At 72.7% G+C, this 20,705-nt stretch carries 18 protein-coding genes; 7 read left to right on the forward strand and 11 right to left on the reverse strand.

The window, feature by feature from the left end:
• Positions 1–70: 70 nt before the first annotated feature.
• Positions 71–814 (reverse strand): GntR family transcriptional regulator, encoded by a 744-nt coding sequence (locus CFP66_RS35605; protein WP_094929736.1) that lies wholly within the window; start codon positions 812–814, stop codon positions 71–73.
• An 87-nt stretch (positions 815–901) separates the two neighbouring features.
• On the opposite strand from CFP66_RS35605, the gene CFP66_RS35610 reads away from it, so the two are divergent.
• The 4 genes from CFP66_RS35610 to CFP66_RS35625 are packed head-to-tail and all read left to right on the forward strand — an operon-like array spanning position 902 to position 4,830.
• Positions 902–1,723: an SDR family oxidoreductase gene (locus CFP66_RS35610; RefSeq protein ID WP_094929737.1), complete on the forward strand. Its 822-nt coding sequence runs from the start codon at positions 902–904 to the stop codon at positions 1,721–1,723.
• Position 1,724: 1 nt separating this feature from the next.
• Positions 1,725–2,774 (forward strand): mannonate dehydratase, encoded by a 1,050-nt coding sequence (locus CFP66_RS35615; protein WP_094929738.1) that lies wholly within the window; start codon positions 1,725–1,727, stop codon positions 2,772–2,774.
• On the forward strand, positions 2,771–3,385 hold the full coding sequence (locus CFP66_RS35620; protein WP_094929739.1) for a bifunctional 4-hydroxy-2-oxoglutarate aldolase/2-dehydro-3-deoxy-phosphogluconate aldolase: 615 nt from the start codon (positions 2,771–2,773) through the stop codon (positions 3,383–3,385). The genes CFP66_RS35615 and CFP66_RS35620 overlap by 4 nt, the downstream gene beginning before the upstream one ends.
• Positions 3,382–4,830, forward strand: a complete 1,449-nt coding sequence (locus CFP66_RS35625; RefSeq protein ID WP_158228330.1) for an FGGY-family carbohydrate kinase — start codon at positions 3,382–3,384, stop codon at positions 4,828–4,830. Before CFP66_RS35620 ends, CFP66_RS35625 begins: the two co-directional genes overlap by 4 nt.
• 10 nt (positions 4,831–4,840) lie before the next feature.
• On the opposite strand, the gene CFP66_RS35630 is transcribed toward CFP66_RS35625, so the two are convergent.
• The 7 genes from CFP66_RS35630 to CFP66_RS35660 all read right to left on the reverse strand — a co-directional run bounded on the left by CFP66_RS35630 (position 4,841) and on the right by CFP66_RS35660 (position 13,855).
• The gene (locus CFP66_RS35630) at positions 4,841–5,098 is read right to left on the reverse strand and encodes a DUF6295 family protein (protein ID WP_094929741.1); all 258 of its coding nucleotides are present in this window, start codon (positions 5,096–5,098) and stop codon (positions 4,841–4,843) included.
• A gap of 5 nt (positions 5,099–5,103) precedes the next feature.
• A complete protein-coding gene (locus CFP66_RS35635) occupies positions 5,104–5,856 on the reverse strand; it encodes a dienelactone hydrolase family protein (protein ID WP_094929742.1) in 753 nt (250 codons plus the stop codon).
• A gap of 189 nt (positions 5,857–6,045) precedes the next feature.
• Complete coding sequence (locus CFP66_RS35640) at positions 6,046–6,591, reverse strand: HD domain-containing protein (RefSeq protein WP_094929743.1); 546 nt, start codon at positions 6,589–6,591, stop codon at positions 6,046–6,048.
• Between the two features lie 1,049 nt (positions 6,592–7,640).
• Complete coding sequence (locus CFP66_RS35645) at positions 7,641–8,576, reverse strand: aminotransferase class IV (protein ID WP_158228331.1); 936 nt, start codon at positions 8,574–8,576, stop codon at positions 7,641–7,643.
• An 11-nt stretch (positions 8,577–8,587) separates the two neighbouring features.
• Positions 8,588–9,991 (reverse strand): cytosine permease, encoded by a 1,404-nt coding sequence (locus tag CFP66_RS35650; protein WP_198961887.1) that lies wholly within the window; start codon positions 9,989–9,991, stop codon positions 8,588–8,590.
• Positions 9,988–11,766, reverse strand: a complete 1,779-nt coding sequence (locus CFP66_RS35655; protein ID WP_094929745.1) for a hydantoinase B/oxoprolinase family protein — start codon at positions 11,764–11,766, stop codon at positions 9,988–9,990. The genes CFP66_RS35650 and CFP66_RS35655 overlap by 4 nt, the downstream gene beginning before the upstream one ends.
• Positions 11,767–11,773: 7 nt before the next feature.
• A complete protein-coding gene (locus CFP66_RS35660; protein WP_094929746.1) occupies positions 11,774–13,855 on the reverse strand; it encodes a hydantoinase/oxoprolinase family protein in 2,082 nt (693 codons plus the stop codon).
• 96 nt (positions 13,856–13,951) lie between these two features.
• Here CFP66_RS35660 and CFP66_RS35665 point away from each other — a divergent pair, with 96 nt between their 5' ends.
• From CFP66_RS35665 to CFP66_RS35675, 3 genes are all read left to right on the forward strand, one after another.
• Positions 13,952–15,562, forward strand: a complete 1,611-nt coding sequence (locus CFP66_RS35665) for a PucR family transcriptional regulator ligand-binding domain-containing protein (RefSeq protein WP_094929747.1) — start codon at positions 13,952–13,954, stop codon at positions 15,560–15,562.
• A 109-nt stretch (positions 15,563–15,671) separates the two neighbouring features.
• Entirely contained in the window at positions 15,672–16,733 is a 1,062-nt protein-coding gene (locus CFP66_RS35670; RefSeq protein WP_094929748.1) for a phosphotransferase, read from the forward strand.
• Complete coding sequence (locus tag CFP66_RS35675) at positions 16,730–18,049, forward strand: aspartate aminotransferase family protein (RefSeq protein ID WP_233159983.1); 1,320 nt, start codon at positions 16,730–16,732, stop codon at positions 18,047–18,049. The genes CFP66_RS35670 and CFP66_RS35675 overlap by 4 nt, the downstream gene beginning before the upstream one ends.
• Before the next feature lie 53 nt (positions 18,050–18,102).
• On the opposite strand, the gene CFP66_RS35680 is transcribed toward CFP66_RS35675, so the two are convergent.
• The 3 genes from CFP66_RS35680 to CFP66_RS35690 form a co-directional block, all read right to left on the reverse strand.
• Positions 18,103–19,122, reverse strand: coding sequence for a serine/threonine dehydratase (locus tag CFP66_RS35680; protein ID WP_094929749.1), 1,020 nt, complete (start codon positions 19,120–19,122; stop codon positions 18,103–18,105).
• On the reverse strand, positions 19,112–19,414 hold the full coding sequence (locus tag CFP66_RS35685; RefSeq protein WP_233159984.1) for a helix-turn-helix transcriptional regulator: 303 nt from the start codon (positions 19,412–19,414) through the stop codon (positions 19,112–19,114). Before CFP66_RS35685 ends, CFP66_RS35680 begins: the two co-directional genes overlap by 11 nt.
• Positions 19,415–19,491: 77 nt before the next feature.
• Positions 19,492–20,700, reverse strand: coding sequence for a DUF480 domain-containing protein (locus tag CFP66_RS35690; RefSeq protein WP_198961888.1), 1,209 nt, complete (start codon positions 20,698–20,700; stop codon positions 19,492–19,494).
• Between the last annotated feature and the right edge of the window lie 5 nt (positions 20,701–20,705).

The following is a 20,705-nucleotide window of genomic DNA, read 5'->3' on the forward strand; positions in this document are numbered from 1 at the left end:
CGCTCCGTCGCGCTGCCGTCTCCCGCCATGGGGCCTCCCTCGCCTCGTCGCGATCACGCACCAACCGGGACTACGTGCTGCCCGGCTCCGGCTCCGCGAAGTACCACGGGGTGCGCCGCCGGATCTCGTCGATGTCGTGCAGCACCGCGCGCAGGTGGGTGCGCAGCGCCGCCTCGGCGCCGTCGCCGTCACCACCTGCCAGCCGCTCCACGACCTGCTCGTGCTGGTCGACCATCCGCGCGACGATCTCGGGCATCGGCAGGCTCAGCCGGCGCGCGCGGTCCAGGTGGGCCTTGGCCGTGTTGACCACCTTCCAGGCGGTCCGGTGCCCACTGATCTCGAGCAGCCGCTGGTGGAACGCCTCGTCGAGCGCGAAGAACCGGGCCGCCCCCGGCTCGGCGACGGCCTCCCGCTGCGCCACGAGCAGCGCACGCAGATCGGCGATGTCGCCCTCGCGCACCCGGGGAGCGGCCTCTCGCAGGCCCGCCAGCTCGATCGCCTCCCGCACGAACTGCGCCTCGGCAACCGCCTCCGGCCGGATGCGGGACACGAAGGTGCCCAGCCGCGGGTAGATCTCCGCCAGTGCCTCGTCGGCCAACAGGATCAGGCTCTCCCGCACGGGAGTACGGCTCACCTGCAGCTCGGCGGCGAGTTCGTTCTCCGACAGCGCCGTGCCCGGCCGCAGGTCCAGCGACACGATGCGCGCGCGCAGCAGCGCGTGGACGCGCCGGCGCGCGCTCAGCTGCGGGGCCGGCGCGTTCGCCGTGCGCGCCAGCAGCAGCGCGCTGCGGTCCGGCACTCCAGGTGCGTCCATGTGCGGGAGGCCTTCCCGATCTCGTCTTGCGGCCCCTACCATTTCAGCTTGTATGGTAGCAGCCATACCAACCGCAGGAGGTTCGTCATGAACACCCCGCCCGCCCCGCCTGCGGAGTTCGCGGGCCGGACCGCCGTGGTCACGGGCGCCGCAGCGGGCATCGGCGGCGCCGTGGCCGCCCGGCTCGCCGCGGCGGGCGCCGGCCTGGTGGCCTGCGACGTGGACGCCGACGCGCTCGGCGAGCACGCCGCGCGGATGCGGGCCGGCGGCGCCCGGGTCGTCGAGGTCGTCGGCGACGTCAGCCGCGCCGCCACCGCCACGCAGGCCGCGCAACAGGCGCAGGCCGAGTTCGGCGGCGCCGACGTACTGGTCAACGCGGCCGGCATCCAGCGCTACGGCACGGTGGAGAGCACCGACGAAGCCGTCTGGAACGAGGTGCTGGCCGTCAACGTCACGAGCATCTTCCTGTTCGCCAAGCACCTCGTGCCACTGCTGCGGGCCGCGGGCGGCGGGTCGATCGTCAACATCTCGTCCGTGCAGGCCTTCGTGGCGCAGTCCGACGTCGTCGCCTACTCGGCGAGCAAGGGCGCCATCAACGCGCTCAGCCGGGCGATCGCCGTCGACCACGCGCACGAACAGATCCGCTGCAACGTGGTGTGCCCGGGCTCGGTCGACACCCCGATGCTGCGCACGTCGGCGGCGCGGTTCTCCGGTGACCGCGAGCCGGCCGAGCTGCTCGCCGAGTGGGGCCGGTCGCACCCGCTGGGCCGCACGGCCCGCCCCGAGGAGGTGGCGGAGGTGTGCGCGTTCCTGGCCGGACCGCGCTCGTCGTTCATGACGGGCAGCGAGGTCCGGGTGGACGGCGGGCTCACCGCCACCGTCGGTGTCGTCCTCCCCGAGGGCGGCTGACGTGGGACTGCGGGTCGCGGTCGGCCAGTCACCGGTGGCCACCGACGCCTACCTCACCTTCGCCGCCCAGCTGGGCGTCGAGGGCGTCCAGTTCAACACCCCGGAGCTGCCCGGCGAGCACCGCTGGGAGCAGGCCGACGTCCAGGCGCTCGTGGACCGGGTGGCCGCGTTCGGCCTGCGGGTCGAGGCGATCGAGAACCTGCCCAACCATTTCTACGAGAAGGCGTTGCTCGGCCTGCCCGGCCGCGACGAGCAGATCGAGCACGTCCGCGCGACGATCACCCACCTCGGCCGGGCGGGCGTGCCGATCCTCGGGCTGAACTTCATGCTGCAGTCCGTCTGGCGCACCGGCCTCGGCCCGACCGGACGCGGTGGGGCCACGGTCTCGACCTACGACCAGGCGATCGCCGCCGACCCCGCCCGCCGCGACGAGATCTGGGTGGCCCGGCGCGACCGGCGCATCGCCGACGCGAAGGACTCCTGGGTGCGCGGCGCGCACCTCGGCGGCGACGCGCGGATCGACCACGACCGGCTGTGGGACAACTACGCGTACTTCGTGCGCGCGCTCGTGCCGGCGGCCGAGGACGCCGGCGTGCGGATCGGGTTCCACCCCGACGACCCGCCTGCCGACGAGCTGCACGGCGTGGCGCGCATCCTCACCAGCGTCGACGCGCTGGAGCGCGCGGCCACCGTCGTCGACAGCCCGGCGCTGGGCGTGGAGCTGTGCCTCGGCACGGTCTCGGAGATGGGCGGGCAGGAGGCCGTGCTCGACGCCGTGGCGCGTCTCGGCGCCCGCGGCAAGATCCTCTACGTGCACCTGCGCGACGTCGCCGGCACGATGCCCCGCTTCACCGAGTGCTTCCTCGGCGAGGGCAACTACTCGCCGCTCGAGGTCGTGCGGGCGCTGCACGACGTGGGCTTCGACGGCTTCATCCTCGACGACCACACGCCCGGCCTCGTCGACGACGACGGCTACGGCTACCGCGGTCGAGCCCACGCCATCGGCTACATCCAGGCCCTGATCGCCGCCACCACCGGGAGGACCCGATGAACCTCGCCGACACGCTCGCCGCCCAGTTCGTGGTGCCGGTGCTGCGCTGCCCCGACGTCGAGGACGCGGTCGCCACCGGCACCGCCCTGCGCGACGGAGGGCTGCGCGCGGTGGAGCTGACGATGAGCACGCCCGACGTGTTCACGGCCGTGCGCCGGCTCGCCGACGACGGCGTCACGGTCGGGGTCGGCACCATCACCGACCCCGACGACGTGCACCGTGCGGCCGACGCCGGGGCGCGCTTCGTGGTGTCGTTCCGCTGCGCGCCCGGGTTCGTCGCGGCCGCGCGGGAGCGCGACCTGCTCTCGGTCCCCGGCGCGCTCACCCCGTCGGAGGTGCACGCCGCGCACGCCGAGGGCGCGGGCCTGATCAAGCTGTTCCCGGCGGGCATGATCACCCCGGGCTACCTCGGCGAGCTCGCACCGCTGGTGCCCGGCGCCGGCTACGTCATCAGCGGCGGGATCCGGCTCGACCCCGAGGTGCTGGCGACGTGGCGCGCCGCCGGGGCGCGCGCGGTGGCCGTCGGCCGCGAGCTCGGCACCAGCGGCGAGCACGGCGTCGAGGAGGTGCGCAGGCGGGCGGCCCGCGCCGTCGAGCTGGCCGCCGCGTGACGGTCTGGCTCGGGATCGACGTCGGGACGTCGTCGGTCAAGGCGCTCGCCCTCGCCGACGACGGCACCGTCCTCGCGCGGGGTCACGCCGCGCACCCGACGCGGCGCGACGGGGACCGGGTCGAGCAGGACCCCGACCACTGGGTGCGCGGCCTCGCCGCGGTCGTCGCCCAGTGCGCGGCCGCGGGCGTCCCGGACGGGGTGGCGGTGGTCGGGCACACGCCGAGCCTGGTGCTCGCCGACGCCGAGCGGCGCCCGGTGCTGCCGTGCCTGACCTGGCAGGACGTCCGCGCGGGCGACGAGGCGCGGGAGCTCGCGCGCGATTTCCCGGATGCCCGCGCGCTGGTGGGCACCGAGCTGCCGTGGGGTCCGTCGTACCTGCCGGCCAAGCTGCTGTGGGCCGCGCGGCACGCGCCGGACGCGCTGGACGCCGCGCGCTGGCTGCTGCAGCCCAAGGACCACGTCGGCTACGTGCTCACCGGGGTCGCCGCCACCGACCCGTGGTCGTCGAAGGGCCTGTGCCGCGTGGACGCGGGTGCACGACCGGTCGGCCCGGTGCTCGCGGCGGCCGGCACCGACCCGTCGCTGCTGCCGCCGCGGCGCGACCCCTGGTCGCTGCTGGGCCGCGTGGACAGCGCCGGCGCCGCGGCGTCCGGGCTGCCCGAGGGTGTGCCCGTCGCCGTCGGCTGGAGCGACGCGCTCGCCGGGATGGCCGGGATCGGCGCGTTCGAGGAGCCCTCGGCGTTCCTGCTCACCGGGACCTCGCAGATCGCCGGGCTCACCGGCGCCGAGCCCGCCGGGCCCACACCGCTGCTCACCGTGCCGGCCACCTGCGCGCCGCTGCCGATCTGCTACGGCCCCACCCAGGCAGGCGGGGCGGCACTCGCCTGGGCGGCCGCCCTGCTCGGGCGCGAGCCCGACGACCTGGTGGCGCTGGCCATGACCGCCGACCCCGCCGCGGTCCCCCGGTTCCTGCCCTACCTCGACGGCGAGCGCGCACCGCTGTGGCGCCCCGACGTCCGCGGCGTCCTGCAGGACCTGGGCAGCGCGGCCGGGCCCGCAGAGGTCGCCCGGGCGGTGATGCGCGGGGTCGCGCTGAGCACGCGCCACGTCCTGAGCACCGCGGCGGAGGCCACCGGCGTGCCGGCCGGACCGGTGCACGTCGGCGGGCGCAGCGCCGCGCAGCCGGAGTGGACACGGGTGCAGCGCGAGACGCTGGGCCGCCCGCTCGTGGCGCACCGCGAGGCGGAGACGGCGGCGCTGGGCGCGGCCGTCCTCGCGGCGGCCGCGGTGACCGGCGACGCCCTGGGCACCTGCTCGCGCCGGCTGGGCGGCCGGTCGGGAGTCGAGCACCCGGACAGGACCGAGATCAGGACGGGCGCCGAACTGTACGAGAAGTACCTGTACGACGTGAAGGCCGAGCTGTCCCGCCGAGCCCCCGCCTGACCGGCGGGTGTCAGTGGTGTTGCGCCCGCTCCACCGTCACCTCCAACGCCGCCAGCAACTCGCGGGCGGACTCGAGGCTCAGCTCCACCGCAACCCGGGCCGACGGGCCGTGCTCCGGGTTCAGGAAGTCGATGTTCACGGTGTGCTCGTCGGGGGCGTGCACGGGGTGGTCGTAGTAGACGGTGGCCGTCTGCAGCGGGAACCAGCCCTGCGGGCCCTTGCCGCTGCTGGCCCTGACCGCGATCTTCTCGGTGCTGTAGGTGCACACGGCGATCAGGCCTCCCCGTCCAGGTGCGCGGCGAAGAACGCCTCGACCCGCTGCCACCCGTCGAGCGCGGCGGCCACCCGGTAGGAGGGCCGGTCCACGGCGAAGAACGCGTGGCCCGCGTCGTCGTAGCGGTGGAACTCGTAGGTCTTGCCGTGGGTCTGCAGCAGCTTCTCCAGCTCGTCGACCTGGTCGGGCGAGGGGTAGGAGTCCTCGTTGCCGAACAGCCCCAGCAGCGGGGCGCGCAGCTCGGCCGTGCGGTCGGCCAGCGGCTGGACCTGCAGCGGGAAGCCCTCGGGCGGCGTGCCGACGACGAACGCGCCGTAGCAGTCCACGGCGGCCTGGACGTCGAGCTCCAGCGCGGACAGGAACGCCTGCCGCCCACCGGAACAGAAGCCGATCGTGCCGACCTTCCCGTTCGAGGTCGGCAGCGCGCGCAGCCAGCGCGCCGCGCCCGCCGCGTCCCCGACGAACCGCTCGTCGGGCACCCCGCCGTTCGCCCGCGCCGTGGCCGCCGCGTCGTCCGGGTCGGCCCCGGGCGCTTCCCGGCTGTAGAGGTTCGTGCAGATCGCGTTGTAGCCGGAGGTGGCGAAGCGACGCACCACCTCCTTGCTCCCGCGGTCGAACCCGGGCATGTGGTGGATCACCACCACACCGCCCCGGCTCCCGCCGTCCATCGGGCGCGCGGTGTAGGCCTCGATCTCGTCGTCGTTCGCGCCCCGGATGCCCACGGTCTCGGCGAGCACGGCGTCATAGCGCACGAGGAATTCCCCTCTCGATCACGACAGCACTGCGTCTCCCCCCAGTCTTCTCGCAACGGCGCCGGAGATCCACATGCCCCCGGTTCCGAACGCTCCATCGTCCGTGATCACCAGTTCGGCGCAGAAGCGGCCGGATATCGCCGTTCCTGCACCGGACCGGTGATCACACGAGCCGGCTCGCCCGGGTGATCAGGCGGCCGTCGCGACGTCGAGCAGCTCGTCCAGCGCCATCGTCGGCGCGCCCGGCACCTTCGCCTCGTCGTCCCAGCGCCGCACGTCCATCGCCTCGCGCGCGAGCGGGTGGCGCAGGAACCGGTCCACCTCGGCGGACGCAGCCGGCCCGCCCTGGACCTCGAGGGAGCGGACCGACACCGGCGACAGCAGCGCCGCGTACCCGGGGTCGAGCGACACGAGCGCGCGCTTGGCCAGCACGTGCGCCCCGACGATCCAGCCGACCTCGTGGCCGAGCAACCGCGTGCAGTACGCGGCCCCCGCGCGCTCGTGCGGCGCGTCCGGGAGCTGCGCCGTCACCGCGGGCGAGCGGCCGATGTCGTGCAGGAGGGCGGCCGCGACGACCGCGGGCCGCGCACCGGCCCGGACGGCGAGCGTGCCGCACTGCAGGGCGTGCGCCAACTGGTCGACGGCCTCGCCGCCGTATGGCAGGTCCGCGACGGCGCGCAGGTCGGCCCGCAGCCGCTCGCGCGTGGCGGCGGGTTCGGTCGGTCCCTCGGTCATGGCGGCTCCGTTCGGATGTGGCCGGTCGTCGCCCGTGAGTGAAGGACGCGGCGGTGACGCACTCCTCAACCCGGCTTGCACGGGACATGGCGGTCAGGTGACCGCCGGACCCGGGTTGTCTTTCGCCTGGTGACGCGGCGGCCACCACGCTCCCCTCCTCCTCCCACGCCACCCGTCGACGGGGTGCGCTGCGCGGATCCGGGGGCATGACAGGACACGGGTGCGTGCGCACCTCCTCGGCCCTGCGCCGCGAGGCGTTGCCGCTGCCCCTCCCCCGTGGCTCTGCCTCGTAGCCCCGGTTGCGGTGGGCGCGCCGTCCCCGGCTCGAGACTTCCTGCCCCGCCGCCACCCGGGGTCTCACGCGCAGTCGGTCCGGCGCCGAGCCCGTCCTCCGCGCCGAGGGTGGCTGGGTGGGGTCCAAGCAACGAATATCGTGGTCGGCCGGGTCGCCGTCCCCGACGCGGGCCCAGGCCCGTTCCGGCCGAGTCCGTGACGGCCGGGTCCGTGCCCACCTTGCTGTGGTGGCGTTCTCGTACCCCTCACGTCCTGATCCCGCCGGTCACCGGAGGTGGGCACGCCTCCGAACTGACCGCTGATCATCGATAAGGGGGTGTGGAACGGGACCACCGCAAGGTGGGCCCCACCCGGCAGGGACGGGCTCGTCCCGAACGGGCCTGGGCCCGCGCCGGGGACGGCTGTCCACCCAGCCCGGATATTCGGTAGTTCCGCCAACCCGGCCACCCCGCCGGCGGACAGGGCAGGGGAACTCGGCCGACTGCGCCGAAGACCAGGGGCGGGGTGTGGGGCAGTGGCTGCGAGCCGGGGACGGCGCGCCCACAGGTGTTTCATGACGATATAGACGTGAGGGTTTTTGGATCTTCCCGAATCCCTCTCACGTCTATCTGATCATGAAAAGGGCGTTCCGCGGAACGTGAGGGGCGGACTCGATCGGCGAAAGTGGCGCAAGAGAGACGGACTCCCCCGCTACTCCCGGCGATCATGGCGCGAGAGCGTCACGTGCGACTCACCACCACATGGTCGGAGCCCGCTCAGTAGTCGATCTTGCGGACGAGGGCGGACGGCTCGGCCACGAGCTGCCAGAACCGGTCTCGGATCGCCGTGGTGATCGGGCCCGGTCGCCCCGTTCCGACGGGGGCGCCGTCGAGCTCCACGATGGGCGTCACGCCACCGGCCGTCGTGGTCGCGAAGATCTCGTCCGACGCGTAGAGCTCCTCGGAGCTCACGTCCCGCTCCTCGACGGGTACGCCTCGTCGAGCGGCGATCTCGATCGCCGTCCGCCGGGTGATCCCCGGCAGGCAGTTGCGCACCGGAGTCGCGATCGTCCCGTTCTTCACGACGAGCACGTTGAACCCCGCGCCCTCGGCCAGGCAGTTGTCCGAGTCGAGCAGTATCGGCTGCATCGCCCCGCGCTCCCGTGCCTCCAGCGTGGCCTTCGTGAGGTCGCCCCATTGCAGGTTCTTGACGGTCGGGTCCACGGTCCCGCGGCCGGAGCGGCGAACGTGCCGGGCGACCACCGCGCTCGCCCCGTCGAGCTGGGCCTCCAGCGGGAAGACCCACAGGTATGGGATGGCGTAGGCGTAGACCCTCGGCGCCATCGCGGGCGACATCCGGTCCCCCGGTGTGGGGCCGAGCCCCCGCGTCACCCCGATCCAGACGAACGCCTCCCGCAGCTGCGACAGCGCGGTGCAGCGCAGCGCGATCGCCTCGATCTCCTCGGCGGCGAGCGGGCTCTCGATGCGCAGCTTCCGTGCCCCGGCGACGAGCCGCTCGACGTGCTCCCCCAGCCGGAATATCCCGCCGTGCCACACCGACACCGCGGTGTAGGTCAGGTCGGAGTGGGCGAAGCCGGCGTCGAAGACGCTGATCCGGGCCTGGGCTGCGGGGACGTACTCCCCGTCGATCCAGGCGCATCCACCGGCGAGCGGCGAGGTGGTGTCCACGTCGTGCTCGCTGTACCGGATCACGCCCCGGCTCGTCACGAGGTCACCGCCGCGTCGTCCCTGCCGGCGGCCGCATCCCCGGCGGGGACGGCGGGCGCGTAGTAGCGCCCCTTGGTGGCCAGCGCCACGACGGGAACCAGGACGAAGGCGACCGCGCCCGAGACGAACGGCGCGAGGGAGACCCCGAGCGGGCCCGCGACGCCGAAGGCCATCGGCACCGCGACGAGCAGCGCGACACCGACGGAGACCAGCCCCACGGGGTTGTAGTCGCGCAGCTGCGACCGTTCGTGGGGCGAGACGTCCGGGACGATCTTCAACCAGCGCTTGACCACGAACATGTCGGCGACCACCGCCATGACCCACGCGATGATGAAGACGGCCTCGAAGGTGAGGACCTGGTTGAGGCTGTTGTAGATGCCGCCGAACATCAGTGCCGTCCCCAGGACGGTGGTGAGCACCACCCACCAGTGCCGGCCGGGGCTGAAACCGAAGAGCCGGGTGAACAGGGTGCTGTAGATGATCGAGCCCGAGTAGGCGTTGGTCACGTTGATCCGGATCTGCGTGATCACCACGAACAGCACGCCCCACGCGCCCATGATCGCCGGGAGGTAGACACCGGGGTCGCTCTCGCCGAACCGCAGGGTGAGCCAGCCGCCGAGGATTCCGCACCCGGTGAAGGTGAGGATCTGCGAGGCGAACCCGACGATGACGGCCCCGGACGTGCGCCGCCGCGGCGGGATGAAGCGCCCCATGTCCGCCGAGATGGTCACCTGCGACACCACGGCGAGGGCACCGGCGAGCACCTGCAGCAGCGGCGGCCCCGCCGCCGGGTTGGTCGTCTCGGCGGGCATATAGGACCAGAAGTCCACCTCGACGGGCTGGTTCGCCGCCTGCACGATCGTGATTGCCAGGAACACGAAGTAGACCGGCAGCGTGACCCACATGATGATGTTCATCAGCCGCATGCCGAACCAGGTCATCGGAATGATCAGCAGCCCGGTGCCGAGGTAGACGACCCAGATCGGGATCCACTCCCACTGGGCGTGGATCGCGTTCGCCATGATCGCGCCCTCGAACGCGAAGAACATGAGGAACGTCAGCGTGTAGATCAGCGACGTGACCGCCGACCCGAAGTAGCCGAACCCGGAGGAGCGGCTCATCAGGTCGGCGCCCAGACCCGTGGCCGACGCCTTCCGGCACCACGCGTACGCCAGGGCGCCGATCGCGACGCCCGCGATCACCATGCCCCAGACGAGGGCTTGCGTGCCGTAGGCGAGGACCAGGGTGCCGCCCCAGGACAGGAAGAACATCGCCGTGGTGATGCCGAACATCACGCCGAACAGGGAGACCGTGCTCCACGTGCGGTACTGCACGGGCACGCTCGACTGCGCGTAGTCCTCCCGGTTCTCCGCCCAGTCCGACTCGGCCGCGCCGCTCATGCGATCACGCTGTTCCGGAGGGCGACCGTGGCCGCGTGGTCGACGGTGAGTGCGTCGGTGAGCTCGGCGTTCGCGAACACGACGCCGTAGACGTCGCGGGCGCGCTCGATGCTGACGAACCGGGCGAGCACGTCCTCCCGCACGAGCTCGGGTTCGCGCTCGAACGGGTTGCCGTACCCGCCGCCACCGCTGAGCCGGTGCCCCAGGAGCTGCCCCGCGCCGAGCTCGACGCTGCCGATCGGCGGCGCGGGCCGCTCCGTGCCGTCGGCCTCGAGGACGAACGGGATCGACGGGGCCGCCGAGCCGCCACCCCGTGCGCCCCGTGGCGGGTTGACCATGCCGTCGACCGCGTAGAACGCGGTCATCCGCTCTTCCTTGGTGCCGTAGGTGCAGATCGTGCCGGGCGCCCCGCGGCGGCGGCCGGCGCCCTCGGAGTCGGTGCGCACACGCAGCTCCTCGATCCGCATCGGGTACTTCTGCTCGTCGACCTCGACGCTGTCGCGGAACATCAGCCCGTTGGTCACCGAGTTGCCGTAGGTCAGCCACCCGTCGAACTCGGTGTTGGCCGGACCGCCCTGGGAACCGATGAAGACCTGGTTGATGAACGGCGTCGGGGTCGCGCCCCGCGTGTCGGTGCCCGACACCACCGCGAAGCCCGGCCCGATGCTGCACGAGCCCTCCGCGTAGCCGACCCCTTCCCAGTGGTCGGCGAAGGTCTTCTGGGTGGTCATCACGAGGCGCTCACCGACGTTCGTGGTGGCCACCGAGGTCGAGTGCGGAAAGCGCGGGACCCCGACCACGGACCCGTCGCGCAGGTGCACGGTGATGCGCCGGAAGCTGCCCGCGTTGCGCGGAACGTCGGGATCCAGCCCGTTGAGGATGCCGGTCATCACGTTGTTGACCGAGCAGGTCTCCGACTCGTTGAGCCCCGCGTCGACGCAGTCGACGTTGTCGCGCAGATCGAGCTCGATGCGCTGCTCCGCGGGCTTGACCGAGATGGTGACGCGTACCGGGATGCCGTCGGGGAGCACGGGGTCGAGCGGGTCGTGGCAGCCCGTGCCGGTCGCGGTCCCCTCGGCGAGCTCCCCGATCGCGGCGCACATCTTCCGCTCGGAGTAGTCGAACCACTCCTCGATGAACGCCGCGACCGTGTCGACCCCGTAGCGGTCGCACAGCTCCTTGAGCCGCATCTCCCCGATCCGCGCCGCCCCGACCATCGCGAGGTAGTCGCCGTACCACTGGTCGGGCACCCGGATACGACGCCGGCACATGCGGATGATGTCGCCGACGTCCTCGCGGTCGCGTTGGATCCGCACCGCCGGGAAGATCAACGCACCCTCCTCGTACACGTCGCGCGCGTACGGGGTGTAGGTCGTCGGGGACGAGTTGCCGATGTCGGCCTGGTGCGCCTTCGCCGCGGTCGTGAACATGTGCCGGCCGTCGACGAAGACCGGGACCAGGATCGTGTGGTCGGCGGCGTGGGTGTTCCCGAGGTACGGGTCGTTGTGCAGGTAGGCGTCGCCGTCGGCGATGTCGTCGTGCAGGTCGGTCATCGCCACGCCGAGCCGCTCGGTGCCGATGACGTGCACCGGCAGCCCTTCCGCCGTGGACAGCAGCCGGTTGTCGCCGGTGATGATGCTGCAGGAGAAGTCCCGCGCCATGTTCAGGACCGCGGAGCGGCCCGACCGCAGGAGGGTGTTCTCCATCTCCCGCACGATGCTGTCCAGGCGGTTCGACAGCACGGCCAGCTGGACGGGGTCGAACGTCGTCGTCATCTCGCCCTCAGCTCCCGGTCTCGAGGAGGTAGTTGCCACCCGCGGTCACGCGGATCCGCTGACCCGGGTACGCGACGATCGTGGTCGTCGGTTCCTGGATGACGGCCGGCCCGGCGATCTCGGCGCCGATGGGGAGCCGATCACCGCGGTGGATCGCGACGTCGACCCAGCCGGTACCGCCGAAGAAGGCCTGCGACACCCGCTCGGGGGTGGCGCTCTCCCGCCTGCCGGCCGGATCGACGATCACGGTCGGTTTCTCCAGCACGGCGGTCGCACGCGCCTTCCACGCCACCACCTCGAGCGTCTGGCCCGGCTCCCGCACCCCGAACATGCGCTCGTGCACCCGGTGGAAGTCCTCGTGCAGCGCCGGCGTGTCCGCCGACGTCAGCCGGCCCTCGGGCAGGGGGACCGTCAGTTCCCACACCTGCTGGGGGTAGCGCGCCTCGACCGAGAAGTCGATCTGCTGCTCCTTCGTGGTGCCGTCGGCGAGCCCGTCGAGGAACCGCTGCGCACCGGCGCGGACCGTGGCGAGCGCCTCGGCGGCCCGCGCCGCGTCCAGCGATGCGGTCGCGGTGAAGTCCACGGTGGTGAACTCCGAGACGACGTCGGAGAACAACGCCCCGCAGGCGCTCATCGCGCCCGCGGTGCTCGGCAGGAGCACGGTGCGCGTGCCCAGCTCCGCGGCGATCCGGCCGACGTTCACGCCGGCCGCGCCCCCGCCCGCGACGATCGTGACCTCGCGCGGGTCGACGCCCTGGGCGATCGTCGCTTCCCGCACCGCGGTGACGATGTTGTCGGTGGCGATCGTGAGCGCGGCGTGCGCCGCCTCCTCGACCGACATGTCCAGCTGCGCGGCGAGCGCCGCGTAGGCCGTCCGGGCCTCCCCCTTGTCGATCGGGAGCCGGCCCCCGAGGAAGTTCTCGCCGGAGAGGTAGCCCAGCAGCAGCGCCGCGTCGGTCACCGTGGGCTCGGTGCCACCGCGGCCGTAGCACGCCGGGCCGGGCGAGGATCCGGCACTGCGCGGACCCACCCGCAACAGCCCTCCCGAGTCGATCCACGCGATCGACCCGCCGCCGGCACCGATGCTCTTGACGTCGACCGCCCGGATCCCGGTGATGGCTCCGACCCACCTGCCGCCGAGCCAGGTCTCCCCGGTCTGCTGTATCTCGCCCCCGCGCACGAGGCCGACGTCGAACGTCGTGCCGCCGGTGTCGGTCACCAGCAGGTCGTGCGCGGCGGCGCCGCCGGGCAGATCGGCATCGGCGTAGTGCACCGCTGCCACCGGCGCCATCGACGGCCCGGAGCCGATCGAGTAGATGGGCTTGTCGACGATCTCCGGCACCCGCCACGATCCGCCGTACGAGGTCGAGATGAACAGGTCGCCCGCGAGCCCGGCGTCGCGCAGGTCCGTCTCCAGGGTGCGCAGGTACGCCTGCATGAGCGGCTTCAGCGAGGCGTCCAGGGCGGTGGCCGACGCCCGCCGGTACTCCCGGATCGTGGGGTTGAGCTGGTGGGACAGGGTGACCGCCAGCTCCGGGGCGTGCGTGGCGAGCAGCTCGCCGACGCGCCGCTCGTGCGCCGCGTTCGCCACCGACCACAGCAGGCACACCGCAACGGCCTCGACGCGCTGCGCCCGTGCCGACTCGATGGCCCGGACGACGGAGTCCTCGTCGAGCGGCCGGTACACCGACCCGTCGGAGTCGATACGCTCCTCGATCTCGAAGGTGAGATGCCGCGGGACGTAGGGCCGCCCGTAGGGCATCGGCCGGAAGGGATCGGGCTTCCCGCCCTCGCGCAGGAGCAGGATGTCCGGGAACCCCGCCGTGGTGAAGAACGCCGTGCGGGCCGTGGCGCCCTCGACCACCGCGTTCGTCGAGCGGGTGGTCCCGTAGTTGAACCTGCCGGTTCGCGCGAGCAGCTCGCGCGGGCTGATCCCGAGCCGGGTTCCGATGTCCTGCAGTGCGCTGTCGATCGCGCTGTAGGCGCGGTCCCCGGCGGTCAGCGCCTTCGCCAGCCAGATCCCGCCCTCGGCATCTGCCACCACGACGTCGGTGAAAGTACCGCCCGTGTCGACGGAGATGGTGAACATTGCAGCTCCCTCGGTGCGTGTGGCGATCGACGCTAGCCCAGTCGCGGCACCGGAGATTTCGTTGATTCCCAGAAGGAGGGTTCCTACAGTCGGGCGATGCACGACGACACGCCGGATGATCCACCGAGCATGGTGATGAACGAGGTCGTCACCCTGGCGGACGTGCTCGCTCCGCCCGAGCTCGAGCTCAAGCTGGTCTGCGGTGGCGGCAACGCAACCACCACCATCGTCCGGGGCGCCCATTTCAGCGAGATCCTCGATCCGCAGATCTGGCTCGAAGAAGAGTGGATCATGATGACGAGCGGGGTCGAGATGTACCGCGACCCCGCCCGGCAGCGGCAGTTGGTGCGCGACCTCGTGACGATGAACGCGTCCGCGCTGGGGTACTGCACCGGGATCAAGACCAAGGCCGTGCCACCTGCCCTGCTGGACGAGGCGGCGACGTTGGGGCTCCCGCTGTTCGACGTGCCCTACCACGTCCCGGTGCGGCACGTGATGACCCACGTCCACCGGCTGGTGCTCGGCACCGACGACGTGCTGCTGCAACGCGCCATCGCGCTGACCGACTACCTCCTCACCGGGTTCGACGGGCCGATGCCCCCCTCGCTCGTGCCGGAGACGAGGATCGTGGTGACCCTGCGCCAGATGCTGGGGCTGTCGGTCGACCACGTCGACGTTCAGGGCTCACCCGTCGACCCGGAGGACGGCGGCGCGGTCGAGCTGAGCTCGGTGGTCAACGGGGTGTCCGACCAGGGCAGCACGCACCTGCGCGTGCACGGCGAGGACGTGCTCGCCGTGCCCTGCCGGGTGGGCGCCCGCCTCACGGGCTGGCTCGTCGTGCACCTGCCTTCGAGGACCGACGGGCACCGCTACGTCCTGGCCGCGGCCGAGGCCGCGGCCATGCTGATCGCGGTCGCCGCACTCGCCCGCCGGCGCAGCACCGACAACCTCGAGGCACTGGGCCAGCACCTGATGGCTCACCTGCTGCGGCAGCCGGCGCGCCGGCCGCGAACCGGTGCCGGTGATCTGAACGCCCTCGTCGGCTCTCCGAGCATGGCCGTGCTGCGTGAGCTGGGGTTCACCACCAGCGATCCGATCCGAGCCATCGTGGCCGACGATCTCGATCTCGCGGCGCACCGACCCGACGACCTGGCACGGGTCCTGCGCGCCGCCGGGATCCCCCACGCGTGGGCCGTGGAGCACGACACCCTCGTGGCGGCGGTGCAGTGCTCGTCCGAGGTCGCGCTCGCCCTCACCGAGCGCTTCGGCGTCCCGGCCGGGATCGGGGGGCCGGTCGCCCCGCAGGACCTGCCGGCCTCGGTGCGACAGGCGCAGTTCGCCCTGCGCATGCTCCGGTCCGAGCACCACCACGCGCGGCCCGGGTCCGCCCCCCGCCTCGGTGCGCTCGACTTCGCGGGGCTGCCCCCCGCGGCTCTGGCGGCCGAGCAGATCCGGGATGTGCTCGGCGACGACGCCGTCGACGACTTCCTCGCCCCCCTCGTCGAGCAACCGCTGCTCCTCGACGCCGTGGTCGAGTTCCTCCGCTGCGACCAGGACGTCGCCGCCGCGGCTCAGCGCCTGCACCTGCACCCGAACTCGTTCCGCTACCGGCTGGAGCGCGCCGCCGGCGTGCTGGGAGCCCCGATCCGCCGCCCGAGCACGTTGGCGAGCCTCTACCTCGCGTGCGCGGCCTCGAACCTGCTCTGATCACGATCCGTTTCCTGCACGAATGTCACCGCTGCGTTTCGTGCAGAACACGATGGCACGAGCATCGGCCCGCGGGCGAGGCTGAGGGGGATCCCCGGAAGGAGGGACGATGCTCGATCGGCCGACCGGCACGGGCACCGCATCGCTGCTGGAGGCCGCGCCGCCGATCAGCCTCGCTGCCGCCGAGGATCTCGCCGCACACCACTACGGCCTGTCCGTGCGGGCGTACCCGCTGGCGGGGGAACGGGATGACAACTTCGCGCTGACCACGATCGACGGCCGCCGGTTGGTGCTGAAGGTCGTGCACCCGGCGGAGGTCGCGGCGGTGACCACGGCTCAGACCGAGGTGCTCGACCACGTCGCCCGCACGGATCCCGGGCTTCCGATCGCCCGCCTGGTCCCGGCCACCGACGGCGCCCTCGCGCCACGGGCGACCGGCGGCACCGCGGCCGGCCGGGCCCTGCGCATGACGACCTTCTGCGCCGGCACACCGCTGCGGGAGGCCACCCCGTCGGCGGCTCTGCGCGAGGTTCTCGGCATGACGCTGGCGCGGGTGGCGCGCGCGTTGCGCAGCTTCGGACCCGCGCCCGGGTCCCACCCGCGGCTGCTCTGGGACCTCGCCCGAGCGTCGGAACTCCGCTCCATGGTCGGCGAGATCGACCGCCCCGAGCGGCGTCGACAGCTCGAAGCCTTCCTCGACCGCTACGACCGGGAGCTGGCCCCCCGGCTCGCGCATCAGCGCCGCCAGTGGGTCCACAACGACTTCAACGGCGACAACATCCTCGTCGAGGGCACCCGGGTCAGCGGGGTGCTGGACTTCGGGGACATGGCCGAGACGCAGCTCGTCAACGACGTCGCCATCGCCGCCACGCACATCGCCGGTACCGGTGCCCGCCCGCTCGCCGCGGTCGCCGACCTCGTGCGGGGCTACGAGTCCGTCACCGCGCTCACCGAGGAGGAGCTGCGGATGCTCCCCGACCTGATGATGACGCGGATGGTCGCGCGCCTGGCCATCAGCGAGTGGCGGGCGGCGCGCTTCCCCGAGAACCGGGACTACATCCTCCGCGACGTCGCACGGACCTGGGGCCAGCTGACGGACATGCAGGAGCATTCCCCTGACGCGCTCGGCGACGAGCTCCTCGCGCTCCGTGCCGAGGGAGCAGCCCCATGAGCGCCGGGGGGATGGTCAACGGATTCGATCCGGCACGCACGGGCTCCCTGCCGGACCGGACGCGCACCGTCGTCGAGCGACGGGCACGCGCGCTGGGCCCGGCCTACCGGCTGTTCTACTCCGAGCCCGTCCAGTTCGCGCGCGGCGAGGGGGTGTACCTCTACGACCTCGACGGCAACGCCTACCTCGACGCCTACAACAACGTGCCGTCGGTCGGCCACTGCCATCCGCACGTCGTCGCAGCGGTCGCCACGCAGGCGGCCACCCTGAACACCCACACCCGCTACGCGAGCGAGCCCCTCGTCTCCTACGCCGAGCGGCTGCTCGCCACTCTGCCCGACGCGCTCGACAAGGTCATGTTCACGTGTTCGGGGAGCGAGGCGGTGGACCTGGCGCTGCGCGTCGCGGCCGCCGCGACCGGCCACACCGGGATCATCGTCACCGCGAACGCCTACCACGGCACGACCGCGAGATCCGCCGAGATCTCGCCGTCGCTGGGTCCCGGCGTGCCGCTCGGGGCGCACGTGCGCACCGTCGCCCCTCCGCCGTCCGACGCCACCGACCCGGGTGCCGCGTTCGGCTCCGCGGTGGCCGCCGCGGCCGCGGACCTGCAACGACACGGGTTCGGCGTCTCCTGCCTGATCGTCGACACGATCCTGGCGAGCGACGGTGTGATCCCCGATCCGGCGGGGTTCCTCGAACCCGCGGCCGCAGCGGTCCGCCGCGCAGGCGGGCTCGTCGTCGCCGACGAGGTGCAGCCGGGCTTCGGCCGGACCGGGAGCACCTTCTGGGGCTTCGAGCGCCACGGCCTGACGCCCGACCTCGCGGTCACGGGCAAGCCGATGGGCAACGGCCAGCCGATCGCCGCGATGATGGCCCGCGACGAGGTGCTCGCGCCGTTCGCCACCGCTGCCCGCTACTTCAACACCTTCGGCGGCAACTCCGTGAGCATCGCCGCCGCCGACGCGGTCCTGGACGTGTTGCGCGACGAGGATCTGCCGGGCAACGCCCGTGACGTGGGCGCCCACCTCGCGAGCGGGCTGCGGCAACTGGGCGACGACCGCATCCGCGCGGTCCGCGGTGCGGGCTTGTACCTGGGTGTCGAGCTGGCCGGCGCGGACGGCGCGCCCGGCACCGCGCTGGCCCAGGCCGTCGTGGACGGGATGCGACAGCGGCGGATCCTCATCAGCTCCACCGGATCCGACGGCGCGTGCCTGAAGATCCGGCCGCCGCTGCCGTTCACCCGCGGCCACGCCGACCGGCTCGTCGAGGAGCTCGCGACGGTCCTCGCCACGATCCCGCCGGGGGCCGTCTGAGGGCGGCGACCGGCCGCGGCGCTCATCCGGGTCGCGCTACGTCGGGCCGCCGGTCAGGCATGGGGCTCATTCCGGGATCCGGCCGTGGTGACCTCGAGTGCCGCCGGGGCGGTGTTCGCTCCGCTGATCACCACGGCCACCCGTTCGTGGGGCGACGGCGTGTAGGCACCACCGAGCAGGGCTGCCACCCCGACCGCCGCCGCAGGTTCGGCGACGACGCGTGCCGCTCGCCACAGAGCGGCCTGAGCGTGGATGATCGCGGCATCGTCGACCAGAACGACGTCGTCGACGAAGCGTTGGGTGATCGGGAAGACGAGCTCGCCGACCCGGCGAGGGGCCAGCGCGTCGGAGGCGACGCTCCCGGCGGGTGCGTCGGTGGGGCGCCCAGCCGCGCGGGCCCGGGTCAAGGTCGGCGCTTCGTCGGGTTCGACACCGACGACCCGCACCGCGTCGCCGTACCAGGCCGCGATCCCGGCGATGAGGCCACCACCGCCGACCGGTACCAGCACGGTGTCGACCGCGGGCAGCTGCCGGTCGAGCTCGACGGCCAGCGTCCCTTGGCCCAGCACCGTCTCGCGCTGATCGAATGCGTGGACCCCGAGGGCGCCCGACGCCGACTGGTGCGCTTCGGCCGCGGCCAGCGCGTCGGCGTAGCGCTCACCGCCCACGACCAGCTCGGCACCCAGCGCGCGGATCCGCGCGATCTTCTCCGGGGCGGAGACAGTGGGCACGAACACCGAGGCCCGCACGCCGAGGCGCTGGGCGGCGTAGGCAACCGCAACCCCGTGGTTGCCGCCAGAGGCAGCGACGACTCCGGCCTCGGGAAGGTCACGGAGCATCAGGTTCGCGAACGCGCCACGTACCTTGAACGACCCCGCGACCTGGAGTTGTTCGAGCTTGAGCACCACTGATCGGGGCGAGCACGCGGGATCCAGCTCGTCGAGGCCGACCTCGAGCAGCGGGGTGCGCCGAAGGTGCGAGCCGATGAGGTCGTAGGTGTCGGCGATGTCCTGGGCCGAGACCCGGTGCTCGGCAGCACCGACCCGATCGAGCCGGGGAGCCTTACCAGTCACCGCTCATCATCTCCTTCACCTGCGCGATCCGCTCCTCGTCACGCCGGTAGAACACCCACTGCTTGATCTTCTTACCGCGGACCAACCCGGCCTGGCTGAGCACCTTCAGATGCTCTCCACAGGTCGGCTGGCTCACTCCGAGCTTCTCGGCGATGTACAGCGCACAGACCCCCTCTCGGACGAGGTCGCCGTCGCGCTGGGGCGGGAAGTGCGCTCGCGGGTCGCGCAGCCAGTCCAAAACCAGGAGTCGGTTGGTGTTGGCCAACGCCTTGACAAGGCCCACATCCAGCACAAAGGGACTATGTCACTTTGCTAATTCCCTGTCTATGTCGCGCCGTAGCCGCCGCTGGTTGCGGGGCGAGGCGTCGGTCAGAGGGGTCGGCACGCGACGACGTAGAGGCGTTCGGTGGGCGTCTCGACGTCGCGAAGTGGGGAACGCAGGTACCACTCGATGTCCACCAGCCCGGCGGCGGCGACGGCGTCGACCACCTCGGAAGCGTTGTGCAGCACGAATTCCAGGTCGACGGGGACACCGAAGAGCTCGTCGACCTGGCGCACCTCCTCACCCGCGTGCAAGGCGAACGCCAACCGTCCGCCGGGGATCAGCACGCGGGTGAGCCCTGCGATCACGGCCGGCAGCTCGGAGGTGGCCATGTGCACGAACGCGTACCACGCGGTGATGGCCGACCATCCCGCAGCGGCGCGCGGGCGCAGCAGGTTCGTCAGGTCACCGACCTCGAACTCCAGATCCGGGAACGAGTTCCTGGCCTCGTCGATCATCGCAGGCGACAGGTCGACGCCGACCACCGAGGCCCCGGATGCCGCGAGCCGGGCAGCAACGTGCCCCGGTCCGGTACCGACGTCAGCGACCGGACCACCGCTCGCGTCGCCGGCGATGCGGTCGAGCAACCAGCAGTCGAACGGTTTCTGCGCCAGCTCGGCCGACAGTTCCCGCGCGTAGCCCGCCGCAGCGGCGTCGTACCCGGCGAGCACACGGGCGTTGCGGGCCTCGGTGCCCGCAGCGATGACGATGTCCCGGTCGACCGGCGCGGGCGGCGGTGTCGCGTCCGGCGGCGCGCCGAGCAGATGACGCCACCGGCGGTCCTGCTGACCCGGCCTGCGTTCCAACTCGACGACCACGGGCTCCGACAGTTCGGCGAGCCCGCGGAGCGCGGCCTCCACCTCGGCGCGGTCCTCGAAGGGATGCAGCCGCGCGGTCCGGGTCCGCAGCTCGCCGGAGGCCTGCGGCCCACGCAGCAACAACACGGTCAGCACCGCCAGTTCGGGCTCACCGATCCCGAGGTGCTCCTCGAGCCGCTGGTGGAACTTCACGACCCGGGATCCCGCGCCGGTCCACACCGGGCGGACCAGCTCGCGGTCCCTGAGGTCCTTGAGCGTCGCCTGCAGCAACGGGTCGTCGTAGTCGGTGACCGGCTCACGGCTGCTCGCCTGGTTGCACGCGGTGCGCAACGAGCTGAGGGTGAGCGGGTAGCTCGCCGGGACCGTGCGCTGCTTCTCCAACAGCGCACCCAGCACCCGCTGCTCGGCGGCGGACAACTGCGGTCGCGTCTCGGCCACGCCGG

It is taken from the genome of Pseudonocardia sp. MH-G8 (assembly GCF_002262885.1).
Classification (GTDB): domain Bacteria; phylum Actinomycetota; class Actinomycetes; order Mycobacteriales; family Pseudonocardiaceae; genus Pseudonocardia.

Coding starts and splice junctions, on each gene's coding strand:
- CFP66_RS35605 (WP_094929736.1), bottom strand. CDS start 814: ATGGACGCACCTGGAGTGCCGGACCGCAGCGCGCTGCTGCTGGCGCGC.
- CFP66_RS35610 (WP_094929737.1), top strand. CDS start 902: ATGAACACCCCGCCCGCCCCGCCTGCGGAGTTCGCGGGCCGGACCGCC.
- CFP66_RS35620 (WP_094929739.1), top strand. CDS start 2,771: ATGAACCTCGCCGACACGCTCGCCGCCCAGTTCGTGGTGCCGGTGCTG.
- CFP66_RS35640 (WP_094929743.1), bottom strand. CDS start 6,591: ATGACCGAGGGACCGACCGAACCCGCCGCCACGCGCGAGCGGCTGCGG.
- CFP66_RS35650 (WP_198961887.1), bottom strand. CDS start 9,991: ATGAGCGGCGCGGCCGAGTCGGACTGGGCGGAGAACCGGGAGGACTAC.
- CFP66_RS35655 (WP_094929745.1), bottom strand. CDS start 11,766: ATGACGACGACGTTCGACCCCGTCCAGCTGGCCGTGCTGTCGAACCGC.
- CFP66_RS35660 (WP_094929746.1), bottom strand. CDS start 13,855: ATGTTCACCATCTCCGTCGACACGGGCGGTACTTTCACCGACGTCGTG.
- CFP66_RS35665 (WP_094929747.1), top strand. CDS start 13,952: ATGCACGACGACACGCCGGATGATCCACCGAGCATGGTGATGAACGAG.
- CFP66_RS35670 (WP_094929748.1), top strand. CDS start 15,672: ATGCTCGATCGGCCGACCGGCACGGGCACCGCATCGCTGCTGGAGGCC.
- CFP66_RS35675 (WP_233159983.1), top strand. CDS start 16,730: ATGAGCGCCGGGGGGATGGTCAACGGATTCGATCCGGCACGCACGGGC.